12 protein-coding genes and 1 pseudogene are annotated in these 15,074 nt (G+C 71.9%); 6 read left to right on the top strand and 7 right to left on the bottom strand.

Annotated elements, in window-relative coordinates; translation table 11 throughout:
• The first annotated feature begins 28 nt into the window (after positions 1-28).
• A complete protein-coding gene (locus ACFWXQ_RS28635; protein WP_383947310.1) occupies positions 29-442 on the top strand; it encodes a gamma-glutamylcyclotransferase family protein in 414 nt (137 codons plus the stop codon).
• 39 nt (positions 443-481) lie between these two features.
• On the opposite strand, the gene ACFWXQ_RS28630 is transcribed toward ACFWXQ_RS28635, so the two are convergent.
• The 5 genes and pseudogenes from ACFWXQ_RS28630 to ACFWXQ_RS28610 form a co-directional block, all read right to left on the bottom strand.
• Complete coding sequence (locus ACFWXQ_RS28630; RefSeq protein ID WP_383947312.1) at positions 482-1,528, bottom strand: PP2C family protein-serine/threonine phosphatase; 1,047 nt, start codon at positions 1,526-1,528, stop codon at positions 482-484.
• 347 nt (positions 1,529-1,875) lie between these two features.
• A pseudogene (locus tag ACFWXQ_RS28625) lies at positions 1,876-2,169 on the bottom strand (PAS domain-containing protein); the annotation flags it as partial.
• Positions 2,170-2,300: 131 nt separating this feature from the next.
• Positions 2,301-4,466, bottom strand: a complete 2,166-nt coding sequence (locus ACFWXQ_RS28620) for a molybdopterin oxidoreductase family protein (RefSeq protein ID WP_383947315.1) — start codon at positions 4,464-4,466, stop codon at positions 2,301-2,303.
• Between the two features lie 167 nt (positions 4,467-4,633).
• Positions 4,634-4,933, bottom strand: a complete 300-nt coding sequence (locus ACFWXQ_RS28615; RefSeq protein ID WP_055614138.1) for a hypothetical protein — start codon at positions 4,931-4,933, stop codon at positions 4,634-4,636.
• A gap of 154 nt (positions 4,934-5,087) precedes the next feature.
• Positions 5,088-5,816 carry a vancomycin high temperature exclusion protein gene (locus ACFWXQ_RS28610; protein WP_383947323.1) on the bottom strand — a complete coding sequence of 243 codons (729 nt, stop codon included), beginning with the start codon at positions 5,814-5,816 and terminating at the stop codon, positions 5,088-5,090.
• Positions 5,817-6,027: 211 nt separating this feature from the next.
• Here ACFWXQ_RS28610 and ACFWXQ_RS28605 point away from each other — a divergent pair, with 211 nt between their 5' ends.
• The 4 genes from ACFWXQ_RS28605 (at position 6,028) to dnaG (ending at position 11,815) form a co-directional block, all read left to right on the top strand.
• Positions 6,028-6,927 carry a sirohydrochlorin chelatase gene (locus ACFWXQ_RS28605; RefSeq protein ID WP_384090796.1) on the top strand — a complete coding sequence of 300 codons (900 nt, stop codon included), beginning with the start codon at positions 6,028-6,030 and terminating at the stop codon, positions 6,925-6,927.
• A 224-nt stretch (positions 6,928-7,151) separates the two neighbouring features.
• Positions 7,152-8,474 carry a deoxyguanosinetriphosphate triphosphohydrolase gene (locus tag ACFWXQ_RS28600; RefSeq protein WP_383955152.1) on the top strand — a complete coding sequence of 441 codons (1,323 nt, stop codon included), beginning with the start codon at positions 7,152-7,154 and terminating at the stop codon, positions 8,472-8,474.
• Positions 8,475-8,595: 121 nt separating this feature from the next.
• On the top strand, positions 8,596-9,861 hold the full coding sequence (locus ACFWXQ_RS28595) for an NAD(P)/FAD-dependent oxidoreductase (protein WP_383955155.1): 1,266 nt from the start codon (positions 8,596-8,598) through the stop codon (positions 9,859-9,861).
• Between the two features lie 46 nt (positions 9,862-9,907).
• On the top strand, positions 9,908-11,815 hold the full coding sequence (gene dnaG, locus ACFWXQ_RS28590; protein ID WP_383955158.1) for a DNA primase: 1,908 nt from the start codon (positions 9,908-9,910) through the stop codon (positions 11,813-11,815).
• A 60-nt stretch (positions 11,816-11,875) separates the two neighbouring features.
• Here the strand turns inward: dnaG and ACFWXQ_RS28585 are convergent, their stop codons facing one another.
• Together ACFWXQ_RS28585 and ACFWXQ_RS28580 are read right to left on the bottom strand one after the other, a co-directional pair.
• On the bottom strand, positions 11,876-12,898 hold the full coding sequence (locus tag ACFWXQ_RS28585; protein WP_383955161.1) for a nucleotidyl transferase AbiEii/AbiGii toxin family protein: 1,023 nt from the start codon (positions 12,896-12,898) through the stop codon (positions 11,876-11,878).
• On the bottom strand, positions 12,895-13,605 hold the full coding sequence (locus ACFWXQ_RS28580; RefSeq protein ID WP_383955164.1) for a hypothetical protein: 711 nt from the start codon (positions 13,603-13,605) through the stop codon (positions 12,895-12,897). The genes ACFWXQ_RS28585 and ACFWXQ_RS28580 overlap by 4 nt, the downstream gene beginning before the upstream one ends.
• 138 nt (positions 13,606-13,743) lie before the next feature.
• Between ACFWXQ_RS28580 and ACFWXQ_RS28575 the strand changes: the two genes are divergently transcribed.
• The gene (locus tag ACFWXQ_RS28575) at positions 13,744-15,030 is read left to right on the top strand and encodes an RNA polymerase sigma factor (protein WP_383955167.1); all 1,287 of its coding nucleotides are present in this window, start codon (positions 13,744-13,746) and stop codon (positions 15,028-15,030) included.
• Positions 15,031-15,074: the final 44 nt, after the last annotated feature.

The following is a 15,074-nucleotide window of genomic DNA, read 5'->3' as shown; positions in this document are numbered from 1 at the left end:
GGAGACACCGGGGAGAGGAGACCATCGGGTGAGCGGCCGACTGCCCTTCTTCGTCTACGGGACCCTGCGCCCCGGCGAGCACAACCACGACCTCTTCCTGCGCGGCCGTACGCGCTCGGAGGTGCCGGGCAGGCTCACCGGCGCGGTGCTCTACGACGGACCGGGCTATCCGTACGCCGTCGAGGAACCCGGCGGCGTGGTGTGCGGGGAACTGGTCACGGCCGACCCCGGCCACTACGGCCAACTCCTCGACGCCCTCGACCGGTTGGAGGAGTACGCCCCCGGCGACCCCGGCAACCTCTACGAGCGCGTGGCCAGAGAGGTGACCCGCGAGGACGGCACGGACGTACGGGCCTGGGTGTACGTGGCAGCCCCCACGGTCGAGGCGGCGCTGCGGGCGCGGGGCAGGCGCATCGCCGGGGGCGACTGGCGGACGCGCTGAGGCCCCGGCCCGGGGGGCCCGCCATCCAGGTGTCGGACTCTACGGACGGAGCCGCGCCGCCATGACCGCCACGTCGTCCTCCGCCGTGCCGCCCGGGACGAGGCCGGCCAGGAGGACGGCCAACTGGTCCTCCAGGGAGCCGTCGCTGGGGAGGCGCTGCCGGGTGAGGCGGCCGAGCCACTCGTCGACGTCCTGTTCCCGGCGCTCCACCAGGCCGTCGGTGTAGAGGAGCAGGGTCCGGTCGGGAGCGCAGCAGCCGGTGACCGTCTCGTAGCCGCCGAACCCGGTACCCAGGGGCGGACCCACCGGGACAGGGAACAGACCGACCCTGCCGTCGGCGTCCAGGATCGCGGGCGGCAGATGGCCGGCGCTGGTGTACAGGCACTCGCCGCTCGGCGGATCGGCCAGGACGAGCAGACAGGTGGCGGGACGGTCGGTGCCGGAGCGGGTGATCAGCTCGTCGAGGTGTTCCAGCACGGTGTGCGGCGGCAGATCCTCGGCGGCCACGACGCGGAGCATCGCCCGGTAGTGGCTCATGGCCACGGCGGCCTCGACGCCGTGGCCCATCACATCGCCCATCGCGAGCAGCGTGCGACGCCGGGGCATCGGTATGACGTCGTACCAGTCGCCGCCCACCAACGCGCTGTCCCCGGCGGGCAGATAGCGCGTGGCCACCTCGATCCCGGGGCGTGGGCACAGCCCTTCGGTGAGCAGTGCGCGCTGCAGCTCCACCGCGATGCCGTGCTCACGCGCGTAACGACGGGCGTTGTCGAGGCCGATCGCGGCGCGCCCCACCAGGTCCTGGGCCATCACCACGTCCTGGTGCTCGAAGGGCGGTGAGTCCCCGACCCTGACGAGCACGACCACGCCCATCAGATTGCCGCGGGCGGTCAGCGGCACGACCAGATCGGAGTGGACACCCACCGCACGATGGGCGGCGAAATGCTCCATGTCCGGTATGGAACGGCCCAGTTCCTCGGCGCTGAGCTGGTTCTCCACCACGGGACCGCCGCTCTCCAGACAGCGCTGGACGCTCGACCCGTGCCGGTAGTGCAGCTGCTCGCCCACGGTCGCGCTGATCTGCACCAGATAGTCCTGGAGATGGGCACGGCCGCGACCCCCGCCATACGCAGCAGGACCGGACCGTGCCGCTCGGGCCGCGGACGGTGTTCGGGGAGGTGCTCCGAGCCGTGCGGGGCCGGGTACATCATCACCGCGGCCATGTCGGCGAGCTCCGAGGAGAGGAAGCCGGCCAGCTCGGCACAGGTGTCGTCGACGCGGAGCGTGGTGCCGATGCGGGTGGCGGCGCGGTCCAGCAGGGCCAGCCGCTTCCGCACCCGTTCCAGCTCCCGGTGCTGATGCCGTACGCCGTTGATCACCATGATGACCACGGCCACGCCCACGACGTCCCCGTCGGCCTCAAGCCGGTGGTACGCGCCGCGCCAGCTGTGGTGCTCCAGGCCCGCCTCGGAGAGCGTCACGCCGTCGTTGATGCCCTCACGGGAACGCCCGTCGGCCAGCACCTCACGCAGTACGCCCTTGCCGCGACCGGTGAACGGCAGTACTTCCTCGACGGCCAGGCCCAGATGCTCATCGGCAGGCTTCCCGCTGAGCCGGGCCAGCGCCGGGTTGACGTACAGATAGCGGAGTTCGGGATCGAGGATGCCGACACAGGCGGGGGTCGCGTCCAGCACCCCCAGCAACAGTCCGTCACCCAGGCGGTCCATGCCCCCATCCTGAACCGACCCACGAACCCACGCATGTCGGAGATACCCCGGGGAGGCATGACCTGTGCCCCGTCAGGGGCGCGGGGAACTGCGCGACAAGCCACAACGAACCCGCACCCGCCCCACGAAGCTCAGCCCACCCCCTCCACCCTCTCCACCCGCACCGCACAAGCCTTGAACTCCGGCATCCGCGAGGTCGGGTCGAGGGCCGGATTGGTCAACGTGTTGGCCCGCCCCTCGCCCGGCCAGTGGAACGGCATGAACACGGTGTCGGGCCGAATGGAAGTGGTGATCCGCGCGGGCGCGACGGCGCGTCCACGCCGGGACACCACGGCCACCGGCTCCCCCTCCACGGCCCCGACCCGCTCGGCCAGCCGGGGATGCAACTCCACGAAAGAGCTGGGCGCGGCGGCGTTCAGCTCATCCACCCGACGGGTCTGCGCACCGGACTGGTACTGCGAAACGACCCGCCCGGTGGTCAGCAGCACCGGATACTCCTCGTCCGGCTCCTCCGCCAACGGCCGATGGTTCACGGCGACGAACCGCGCACGGCCGTCGGGTGTGGCGAACCGGTCGAGGAAAAGACGCGGAGTACCAGGATGAGCACCCGGTTCCTGGCCCCCACCCTCCGGATCCTCGGCGGAGCCACCCGCTGAGCCGTTCCCGGAGCCCCCCGCCGCCCCGTCCGCCGGACACGGCCAGAAAACCCCGTTCTCCTCCACCAGACGCCGATACGTGATGCCCGAGTAGTCGGCGGGCCCGCCCGCGCTGGCCCGGCGCAGTTCTTCGAAGACCTCTTCCGGGTCGGTGGGGAAGCCCTTCTCCACACCCAGCCGGTCGGCCAGTTCGTGCATCACATGCAGATCGCTGTGGACGCCCTCCGGAGGAGTGATCGCCTGCCTGCGCAGCAGGACCCGCCCCTCCAGGCTGGTCGTCGTGCCGCTCTCCTCGGCCCACTGGGTCACGGGCAGGACGACGTCCGCGAGCGCGGCCGTCTCGGACAGCACGACGTCGGCGACCGCGAGGAAGTCGAGGGACTTCAGCCGCTCCTCGATATGGGCGGCCCGGGGCGCGGACACCACCGGGTTGGAGGCCATCAGCAGCAGGGCACGGATGTCCGTACCCATGGCGTCGAGCAGCTCGTACGCACTGCGGCCGGGCCCCGGCAGCGAGTCGGGGTCGACGCCCCAGACCTCGGCCACATGGCGGCGGGCCGCGGGATCGTCGAGCTTGCGGTAGCCGGGCAACTGGTCGGCCTTCTGGCCGTGTTCACGCCCGCCCTGCCCGTTGCCCTGCCCGGTGAGACAGCCGTACCCGGAGAAGGGCCGCCCCGGACGCCCGGTCGCCAGACAGAGGTTGATCCACGCGCCGACGGTGTCCGTGCCCTTGGAGTGCTGCTCGGGCCCGCGCGCGGTGAGCACCATCGCGGACTCCGGCTCGCAGAACATCCGCACTGTCTCCCGGAGTTGGGGGACGGAGACACCCGTGATGCGCTCCACGTACTCCGGCCAGTGCGCCATCGCGGCGGCCCGCGCCTCCTCCCAGCCGCTGGTTCGCTCCTGGATGTACGCCTCGTCCGTACGCCCCTCCGCCACCACCAGGTGCAACAGCCCGAGGGCCAGGGCGAGATCGGTGCCGGGGCGGGGCGCGAGGTGCAGGTCGGCCTGCTCGGCGGTCCGGGTGCGGCGCGGGTCGATGACGACCAACGTGCCGCCGTTCTCCCTGAGTTCGGTGAGATAGCGGAGCGCCGGCGGCATGGTCTCGGCGAGGTTGGAACCGACCAGGACGACGCACCCCGTCCTCGGGATGTCCTCCAGGGGGAAGGGCAGTCCCCGGTCCAGGCCGAAGGCCTTGATGCCGCCGGCCGCGGCGGACGACATGCAGAAGCGGCCGTTGTAGTCGATCTGCGAGGTGCCGAGCACGACCCGGGCGAACTTCCCGAGCGTGTACGCCTTCTCGTTGGTCAGCCCGCCCCCGCCGAACACCCCGCACGCGTCCGGGCCGTGCTCCTTGCGCGTGCGGGACAGCTCCTCGGCGATCCGGTCGAGCGCCTCGTCCCAGCCGGCCGGCTCCAGCACTCCCGCCCTGCGGATCAGGGGCGAGGTCAGCCGCACCCCGGGGGAGAGCAGCGCGGGCGCCGTACGGCCCTTGCCGCACAGGGCGCCCCGGTTCACCGGGAAGTCCGGGCGCTCCGTCACCTCGACCGGACTGCCGCCGCCGTCCGGCGTGGGCGTCAGATTCATGCCGCACTGCAAGGCGCAGTACGGGCAGTGGGTGGGCGTGGCGGTGGTCTGCATACCGGTCAGCGTGCGTCGGCCGTGTTTCGCGGCGCGACGCTCCCCGTTACACGGCAGGCACGGGGACCTCCCCGCCGGAACCGGCGGGACGTGAGGAAGTCCCGCCGGCCCCGCTCAGAAGCAGCGCCCACTCAGCCGCTGGTTCGGCCGTTGGTTCAGTGGCCGGCTCAGCACACGTACGCGTAGTACGGGACGTCGCCCGGGTCCAGACCGATGCGTCCGACCCCGCCGGGGCCGATCTGGATACAGCTCGGGTCGAAGCCGTCGACTTCGACACTGGCGGAGATCGTGTAGTTGCACACGTTGTGGATGTCGGCCCAACCGTCGCCGTAGGCACCGAGCTTGGCGCATCCCGGCTCCTTCGCCGCCGCGTCGTCGTCCGCCACGGCGGTCGTCATGGCGGCCGGAGCCGAGAACAGCGCGGCCGCCATGGCGGCGACGAACGCGGTACGCAGACCAGTCATCATGTGTCCCTCCTCTTGGGCCCGGTTCGGATCCGGCCCCCTGAAAAAGACACTATCCGTGATCAGTTGACTACAGAGCGCTGCGGAATCGGTTTCACGCGGCAGGGTGAGCGGTCCGCGTCAAACCCGGAGGCACGCGTGATCTGCGTCTCGTCGACTATCGGCCACCCGCCGCCAACGCCCGTTCCACGCCCGGCTCTTGGGGCCCGAGGAAGTGGGGATCCGGCTCGAAGACCGCGTCCAGGAGTGCCTTCCCCGCCGCGAGGACCTCCCGGGCGCCCCCGTAGTACCAGGTCACGTCGTGCACGGCGTCCACCCCGACCCCGTACGACGTGACGCCTGCCTCCTGGCAGAGCGCGACCGCGCGGCGGATGTGGAAGCCCTGGCTGATCAGCACGGCCCTGTCGACGCCGAAGATCTTCTTGGCGCGAACGCAGGAGTCCCAGGTGTCGAAGCCCGCGTAGTCGCTGACGATCCGCGCGTCGGGCACACCACGCTCCGTGAGGTACGTGCGCATGGCGTCCGGCTCGTCGTAGTCCTCGCGGCTGTTGTCCCCGGTGACCAGAAGCACCTCCACACGGCCGTCCCGGTACAGCTCGGCCGCCGCGTCCAGCCGGTGCGCGAGATACGGCGACGGCTCGCCGCGCCACAGCCCCGCCCCGAAGACGACCGCCACCTCGGTGCGCGGCACGTCCGCCGTCGTCCGCAGCCGGTCGCCCGCGACCACGTACATCCACGTCGACGGGAGCAGCGCGAGGACGCACCCGGCCATCACGGCCTGCACGGCCCGGCGCTGCCCGGTCCGGGTCCGTGGCAGGCGCAGTCTCGGCAGGCGTGGTCGTGGCAGGCGCGTTCTCGGCAGCTTCGGCAGCTTCGGACGACGCATCTTGACGGTCCCTCCCCAGGTGGCCTCGACCCTGAGGACGCCCATTCGGGTGATCCGGTTCGCCCGGCGCGCAGTGACCAGCTTCACCCCGGGAGCCGTAACCGCAGGTCACCGCGCCTCACAGACCCCGTACACCCCACCGTGAACCCCCGGAAAAGACCCGTCATTCCGGCGCAACGGGGTGGCAACCTCCGACCCGCACCATCGGTGCATGACGGTGTCGAACCCTTCTCGCTACGAGTCCGAGCCCCGCCCCGGCGGCCAGCCGCCGCGTGGCGTCCACTTCGACAGTACGGCGCAACTCATGAACCGGATCAGCAGCCAGCTCGGCAGCCAGCTCAGCCTCGTGTCTCTCGACGGCACCCGGCGCCCCGCCCCGCCCGCGCTCGTCCTCGTGGGCCACGGCAGCCGCGACCCGCGCGCCCTGAGCACCGTCCGGACCCTCCTGGCCCGGATCCGCGACCTGCGCCCCGGCCTGCCCGTGCACCTGGGACACATCGAGCTGAACGAGCCCCTGCTGCCCGACACGCTCGCGGGCCTCGGCACCGGCGACGCCGTCCTCGTACCGCTGCTGCTCAGCCGCGGCTACCACGTCAAGCGGGACATCCCCGAGGCCGCGGCCGCCGCGCGGGCGCACACCCGGGTCGCCGCGCCGCTCGGCCCGCACCCACTGCTCGTGGAGACGCTGTACGAGCGCCTGCAGGAGGCCGGCTGGCAGGCGCCCCGGGACGAGGCGGAGCGCAGGGCGAGCGGGGTCGTGCTCGCCGCCGCCGGGTCCCGCGACCCCGACGCGGCCGTCGACACCCGCCGCACCGCGGGCCACCTGGCCGAGCGGCTCGGAGTCCCCGTGGTGCCCGCGTACGCCTCCGCCGCGGCCCCCACCGTCCCCGCGGCCGTACGCGCCCTCGCCGCCCGGGGCCGCCATCGCGTCGCCGTCGCCTCCTACTTCACCGCCCCCGGCCGCTTCTCCACCGAGTGCGCGGCGGCGGCCCCCTGGATCGCCTCGGCGCCCCTGGGCGCCCACCCGTCAATGGCCCGCCTGATCCTGCACCGCTACGACCAGACCCTGGCGGCTCCGGCCACACCGGAACGGACCCTGGCCTCGGCGTAGGCGCTCCGCTTGGCCCGGTGTGTCGACTGCGGGTTCGTTGTGGCTTGTCGCGCAGTTCCCCGCGCCCCTTCGGGGCGCAGTCGGCGCCGATGTTTTTAGGGGCGCGGGGAACTGCGCGACCAGCCCAACTCAACCCGCACCCGCAAACGAACAGAACCCGGCAGACGCGCAGGCGCACAAAACCCCCGCCCCAATTGTCAGCCGCTCCGCTTACTGTTCAAGACATGGAAGGCACCAGCACCGAAACCACCCAACCCCCGTACGAGCCCCACATCGCACCCCCCGGCTACGACCCCACGTCAGTGGCCCGCTGGGCCACAGAGCCCGACAAACGCCCCGGCCGCACCGCCTTCCAGCGCGACCGCGCCCGCGTCCTGCACTCCTCGGCCCTGCGCCGCCTCGCAGGCAAGACACAGGTCGTCACGCCCGGCACGAGGAGCCAGGTCTGGGACGCGAGCCCCCGCACCCGCCTGACCCACTCCCTGGAATGCGCCCAGGTCGGCCGCGAGCTGGGCGCCGCCCTCGGCTGCGACCCCGACCTCGTCGAGGCGTCCTGTCTCTCCCACGACCTGGGCCACCCGCCCTTCGGGCACAACGGAGAACAGGCACTGAACGAGTTCGCGGAGGACTGCGGCGGCTTCGAGGGCAACGCGCAGTCGCTCAGACTGCTCACCCGCATCGAGCCGAAGCGCTTCGTAAGAAGCGAATCGGGTGGCGACCTCGTCAGCGTCGGCCTCAACCTCACCCGCGCCACTCTGGACGCCGCCACGAAGTACCCCTGGCCGCGCGGTGCCCACCCGACCGACCCGAAGTCCCCGAAGTTCGGGGTCTACGACGACGACCGCCCCGTCTTCGACTGGGTCCGCGAGGGCGCCCCCGGCACCCGTACCACCTTCGAGGCCCAGGTCATGGACTGGGCCGACGACGTGGCGTACTCCGTGCACGACGTCGAGGACGGCCTGCACGCGGGCCACATCGACCCCAACTGCCTGCACGCGGAGCCCGAGCGGCAGGAGATCTTCGCGGTCGCCGTCGGGCGGTACGTCCCGGTGGACACCGACCCCGCCGAGCTCGGCGAGGCCCTCGACCGCCTCCTGGACCAGGAGTGGTGGCCGCACGGCTACGACGGCTCGGCGGTCGCGCAGGCCCGGCTGAAGGACGCCACCAGCCAGCTCATCGGCCGGTTCTGCCTCGCCGCGGAGGCCGCCACGCGCACGGCGTACGGGACGGGCCGGCTCACCCGGTACGCGGCCGAGCTGGTCGTCCCGCGCGCGGCCCGGCTTGAGTGCGCGGTCCTCAAGGCCGTCGCCGACCGGTACGTCATGCAGCGCGCCGAGCAGGAGCGGCTCCGCGCCGATCAGCGGATCGTCGTCGCCGAGCTCGCTCAGGCGCTCACCGTCCGCGCGCCGGACGGCCTGGACCCGCAGTTTCGAGCCCTGTTCGACCAGGCGTCGGACGATCGTGCCCGCAAGCGGGTGATCGTCGACCAGATCGCGTCCCTGACGGACGCCTCAGCGCGATCACTGCATGCGAGGCTCACGGGGTAGCTGTGGCGTCCGGACGGGGAGGGCGTGACCCTGCGTGGCCTGATCGGGCCACTCCCTCTTCCCCCATCACGCTCCGTGCGGGACGCTCGCATATGGCGACATCCTTACGAGGAGGCATCAAGTGGTCGACGCAGATCAGACATTCGTCATCGTCGGAGGCGGGCTGGCCGGCGCGAAGGCGGCCGAGACGCTCCGGGCGGAGGGCTTCACGGGCCGCGTGATACTGATCTGCGACGAGCGCGACCACCCGTACGAACGCCCGCCGCTGTCCAAGGGCTATCTGCTCGGCAAGGAGGAGCGCGACAGCGTCTTCGTCCACGAGCCCGCCTGGTACGCGCGCAACGACGTCGAGCTGCACCTCGGCCAGACCGTCGACGCCATCGACCGGACCGCCAAGACCGTCCGCTTCGGTGACGACGGCACGCTCGTGCACTACGACAAGCTGCTGCTCGTGACCGGCTCCGAACCGCGCCGCCTCGACATCCCGGGCACGGACCTCGCGGGCGTCCACCACCTGCGGCGCCTCGCCCACGCGGAGCGCCTCAAGCACGTACTGACCGCCCTCGGCCGGGACAACGGCCACCTCGTCATCGCGGGCGCGGGCTGGATCGGCCTGGAAGTCGCCGCGGCCGCCCGTGAGTACGGCGCCGAGGTCACCGTCGTCGAGCCCGGGCCGACCCCGCTGCACTCGGTCCTCGGCCCCGAACTCGGCCAGCTCTTCGCCGAGCTGCACCGCGAGCACGGCGTCCGCTTCCACTTCGGCGCCCGGCTCACCGAGATCACCGGCCAGGACGGCATGGTCCTGGCGGCCCGCACGGACGACGGCGAGGAGCACCCCGCGCACGACGTCCTGGCCGCGATCGGGGCCGCCCCGCGCACCGGCCTCGCCGAGGCCGCGGGCCTCACGATGGTCGACCGCGCGCGGGGCGGCGGCATCGCGGTCGACGAGCAGCTGCGCACCTCCGACCCCGACATCTACGCGGCCGGTGACGTGGCCGCCTTCCACCACGCGCTGTTCGACACCCGCCTGCGCGTCGAGCACTGGGCGAACGCCCTGAACGGCGGCCCGGCGGCGGCCCGCGCGATGCTGGGCCGCGAGCTGACGTACGACAGGGTGCCCTATTTCTTCTCCGACCAGTACGACGTGGGGCTCGAGTACTCGGGCTGGGCGCCCCCGGGCACGTACGACCAAGTGGTGATCCGGGGAGACGCGGGCAAGCGCGAGTTCATCGCCTTCTGGGTGAAGGAGGGACGGGTGCTGGCCGGGATGAACGTGAATGTGTGGGACGTCACGGACCCGATCCAGCAACTGATCCGGACCCGGACCCAGGTGGACTCCGAGGCACTCGCGGACCCGCACGTTCCGCTGGACAGTCTGGTCTCATGACCGACGGCGGCGCTCGACTGTCACACCGTCCCCGTAGAATCCATGCGTGGCCGGCAGGATCAACGACGAGGACGTGAAGGCTGTTCGGGACGCGGTCCCGATCGACGCCGTGGTCTCGGAGTACCTCCAGCTGCGCAACGCGGGCGGCGGAAACCTCAAGGGTCTCTGCCCCTTCCACGACGAGAAGTCGCCGTCCTTCCAGGTCAGCCCGAGCAAGGGGCTCTTCCACTGCTTCGGCTGCCAGGAGGGCGGCGACACCATCACGTTCGTGATGAAGGTCGACCACCTCACCTTCTCGGAGTCGGTCGAGCGCCTCGCCGCCCAGGCGGGCATCACCCTGCGGTACGAGGAGGGCGGCTACAACCCCTCCCACCAGCGCGGCGAGCGCATCCGTCTGGTCGAGGCCCACAAGATCGCCGCGCAGTTCTACATCGAGCAGCTCGACACCAGCTCGGAGGCCGACACCGGCCGCAAGTTCCTCGCCGAGCGCGGTTTCGACCAGGCCGCGGCCACCCACTTCGGCGTCGGCTACAGCCCCCAGGGCTGGGACCACCTCACGCGCTATCTCCGCGGCAAGGGCTTCAGCGACAAGGAGATCCTTCTCTCCGGCCTCTCCCAGGAGGGCCGCCGCGGCCCCATCGACCGCTTCCGCGGCCGCCTCATGTGGCCGATCCGGGACATCGGCGGCGAGGTCGTCGGCTTCGGCGCGCGAAAGCTGTACGAGTCGGACAACGGCCCGAAGTACCTGAACACACCCGACACGCCGATCTACCGCAAGTCCCAGGTCCTGTACGGCATCGACCTCGCCAAGAAGGACATCGCCAAGAGCAGCCGGGCGGTCGTGGTCGAGGGCTACACGGACGTGATGGCCTGCCACCTCGCCGGCATCACCACCGCCATCGCGACCTGCGGCACGGCCTTCGGCGGCGACCACATCAAGATCCTCCGACGGCTCCTGATGGACAACGGCTCGGCACGCGTGATCTTCACCTTCGACGGCGACTCGGCCGGACAGAAGGCCGCCCTGCGCGCCTTCGAGGACGACCAGAAGTTCGCCGCCGAGACGTACATCGCGATCGCCCCGGACGGCATGGACCCCTGCGAACTGCGCCTCGCGAAGGGCGACGCGGCGGTCGCCGACCTGGTCGAACCGCGCACCCCGCTCTTCGAGTTCGCCCTGCGCCAGATCATCCTGCGCTACGACCTGGAGACCCCCGCGGGCCGCGCCGCCGCGCTCGACGAGGCGGCCCCGATCGTGGCCCGCATCAAGAACAGCGGCGCCCAGCACGAGGTCGCCGTCCAGCTCGCGGGCATGCTCGGCATCCTCGACACGCAGTTCGTCGTCAAGCGCGTCGCCCAGCTGGCCCGCTGGGCCCGCGACCGCGGCGGCAAGGGCCCCGCGCCCACGAGCGGTGGCCGCGCTTCGCAGAGTTACGAGAACACCGGACCCAGGCCGTCCTCCGGCCCCGCCCTGACCCTGCGCAACCCGGTCTTCGCCACCGAGCGCGAGCTCCTCAAGCTCGCCCTCCAGCGCCCCGACCTGGTCTCCCCGGCGTTCGACGCGTACGGCGTGGACGAGTTCACCGCCCCGCCGTACGCGGCCGTCCGCGAGACGATCATCGAGGCGGGCGGCGCGGAGCACGGCGTCCAGGACCCGCAGGAGTACCTGATCCGCGTCCGCGAGGCCGCTTCCGACGACGCCGTCCGCGCCATGGTCACCGAGCTGGCCGTCGAGGCCATCATGCGCAAGACCGTCGACGAGCACTACGCGGGCGAGCAGCTGGTGACCGTCCGCCGCCGCGCCGTCGAGCGCCGCGTCCGGGACGTCCAGGGCTCCCTCGCCCGCGCCAGCGCCCAGGGCGACCCGGCCCAGCTGGCCGCCGTGCAGAACGAGTTGTGGGTGCTCCAGCAGTACGACCAGGCCCTGCGCGAGAAGGGCGCGGGCGCGCTCTGAGCCGGGCCGGGCCCGCACTCCGGGACGAGGGGGCGTGTGAGGCCGGCGTTCCGAGGTGGGTCAGTCCCCGGCCGGGGAGTACGGCGGGCCTGGCGGCTGCCCGTCGAACGTCGGTGTCACGGCCCGCACCAGCCGGTCGGTGAACTCCCGCTCGGCGTCCGCGAACCGCGGATACTCCGTGACGAAGTGCTCCCACTCCACATACCCCAGCGCCTCCACCAGGTCCTCCAGGTAGACCCCCTCGCGGTACTGGCGGGGCCACTCGCCCGACAGCCGGAACACCTCGTGCAGCAGCTCGTGGCGCAGCGGGTGCCGTTCGGCGAGCAGCACGGCGTCGTACAGGTCCTTGCCCTGCGCGTGCATGTCGTTGACCAGCCACATCAGCTTCCAGGCCAGCGACAGCTCCGGAGTCGCGGCCCACACGACCGCGCCGCCCGGCAGCTCCACCGGCTCCGGCTCCTCGGGCAGCCGCTCGTTGAAGACGAAGTCCAGCTGGACGTGCCCGCCGGGCAGCCCGGGCGCACCCCAGGGCAGCACCATGCGGCGCCCCGGCACCCGGTCGTACGTCCAGATGTCCTCCACCACCGCGCCCCGCGCCGAGATGCCGACCTCCCGTCCGCGCTCGTCGGCCAGCGCCTGGGCAGCCTCGGCGATCCCGTCGAGCAGCCGGGCGGTACGCCCCTCGTCGACCCGCCAGGTGCGCGGTACGACGACGAAGTCCAGGTCACCGGGCTCGCGGGCGGCGTCCCCGAACCACGCCGACATCAGCACACTGCCGCGCAGCACCAGCGACTCGACCCACTCCGAGCCGGCGATCGCGGCGAGCACGAGATCCAGCGCCCGGCGCCGCGCGGACCGCCAGGCCTCGCCCCTGGCCGGGTCGGAGAAGCCGGGGTCGGTGGCGCGGTAGGCGTTCTGGTGGTGCTTCATGGCCGGGTCGAAGACCGGCCGCTGCACCGCGTCGTCGGCCTCCACCCAGTGCAGGGTCCGCGGCAGGTCCTGCGCCCGGCGGGTCGCCTCGTCCAGCGGCTCCCGGGGTATCCCGACGCTCTGCCAGCCGAATTCCTGCCATGTCCCGCTCATCCCAGCACCTCCTCGGTCGCTCTCGGCATCTGCTCCACGGGCGCTCCGTGCGACACGCGCGCCCCGGCTTCCTCGATCCACCCGTCGTCGACGGAGAGATCACTGTCGTGGAGCACGAACTCCCGCTCCACATCGGCCACTTCGAACCCGTACAGCTCCGCGAGCAGCAGCTCCAGCAGCCGTCCGGCCCCCTCCGCGTCCACGCCCCGGCACCGCTGGGTCACGAACCGCTCGTGCCGCCCGCCGGTGCCGCCGCTCCCGCCGCGGCGCCCTTCGCCGCGCACCCGCCGGGCGTTCCACGACAGATGGGCGCCGTGCGGCACGACCCGCGCGGCCAGGGCGTCGAGGTCGGTGCCCGCGTCGAGCAGCAGCTTCACGTGATGCTCGAAGTACCGCTCGTCGTCGCCGGTCCGGCAGGGTTCGCGCGGTACCTCGGGGGCCCACGGGGACGACTCGATCTTGACGCGTACGGGCACGAATCCGTCGGCCCGCAGATGTGCGGCGACTTCGCGGGCCCGGGCCGATTCGGCGGCGTACGACGGGGAACCCGTCAACGTGACCATCGGCTGCGAAGGCATCCGGCCGCGTGCCAGCACGATGTGCGTCAGCTTGAGACCGGCCCCGGCCGCCCAGCACCGCAGCCGTTCCGATTCGGCGGCGCTGTCGCAGCGGACCGTCACGTGAGTTTCGTATTGGGAACCGGACACTCGGGGATCGTGCCAGATCAGGGTACGAACGGGCACTCGAGTTTTCCGCGAGGGTAACCACGCGGTCACGGACCGGACTCAAAAAGTCACCGCACGCCCCTCGTGGCGACGATGTGTCGTACTCCACACTGGGTTCCGGTGCCTGAGTCCTCGGAGCGCGGCCGACCCGAACGCGACGGGTCCATTGTCCCCGCGGTTCCGCTCAACGTGTTCGGGACGGACAGCGGCAAGGCCGTCGTCCCCGTCCCGCTGCCGCACGCCTCAGCAGCGACATTCCTGGAGGTCGCCCCCGTGCAGACCCAGACCCTCACCCAGACCGACAACCCCGGCGACACGGACGCGGATTCCGGCGTCATCGGGGCCGTACCCGCGCAGAGCCGTGTCGCGCACCACCCCGAGACGGCGGCGGAGCCGGAGGGCTCACCGGCCGAGCCCGACGAGCCGCCCGTCACCCTCGTGGAAACCGAGGCGCCGGAGCCGGTGGAAGTGCCCCGCGGGCGTACGGACACCGGTGGGCCCTCGTCCGACCTGTTCCGCCAGTACCTGCGGGAGATCGGCCGGATCCCGCTGCTCACCGCGGCGGAGGAGGTGGAGCTGGCGCGCCGGGTCGAGGCCGGCCTCTTCGCGGAGGAGCGGCTGCGGCTGGCCTCCGACCTCGACAGCCAACTCGCCCTGGATCTCGACAAGTTGGTCGTCATGGGCCGGATGGCCAAGCGCCGGCTCATCGAGGCGAACCTCCGGCTGGTCGTCTCCGTCGCCAAGCGGTACGTGGGGCGCGGGCTGACCATGCTCGATCTGGTCCAGGAGGGAAACCTGGGGCTGATCAGGGCGGTCGAGAAGTTCGACTACGCCCGGGGGTACAAGTTCTCGACGTACGCGACCTGGTGGATCCGCCAGGCCATGTCCCGGGCCCTCGCCGACCAGGCCCGGACGATCCGAGTGCCCGTCCATGTGGTCGAGTTGATCAACCGGGTGGTGCGGGTGCAGCGGCGGATGCTGCAGGAGCGGGGGTACGAGCCGACGCCCGAGGAAGTCGCGGCGCACCTCGAACTTCCCAGCGAGCGGGTGAGCGAAGTCCTGCGGCTGGCCCAGGAGCCGGTGTCCCTCCACGCTCCTGTGGGCGAGGAGGACGATGTGGCTCTCGGGGACCTCATCGAGGACGGGGATGCGACGAGTCCCGTGGAGTCGGCGGCGTTCCTGCTCCTCCGTGAGCACCTGGAGGCGGTTCTCTCGACTCTCGGGGAGCGCGAGCGGAAGGTCGTCCAGCTCCGGTACGGGCTGGCCGACGGGCGTCCGCGCACGCTGGAGGAGATAGGCCGGATCTTCGGCGTCACCCGCGAACGCATCCGCCAGATCGAATCCAAAACCCTGAACAAACTCCGAGACCACGCCTTCGCGGACCAGCTGCGGGGCTACCTGGACTGACCTGGGCTTTTCTCGCCCCCGCCGCCCCTACCCGTCCCGTCCCT

The organism is Streptomyces sp. NPDC058697 (assembly GCF_042715345.1).
GTDB lineage: Bacteria > Actinomycetota > Actinomycetes > Streptomycetales > Streptomycetaceae > Streptomyces > Streptomyces liliifuscus.
Note: the sequence above shows the minus strand (reverse complement) of the source record. Positions and strands in the feature narration are given on the sequence as shown.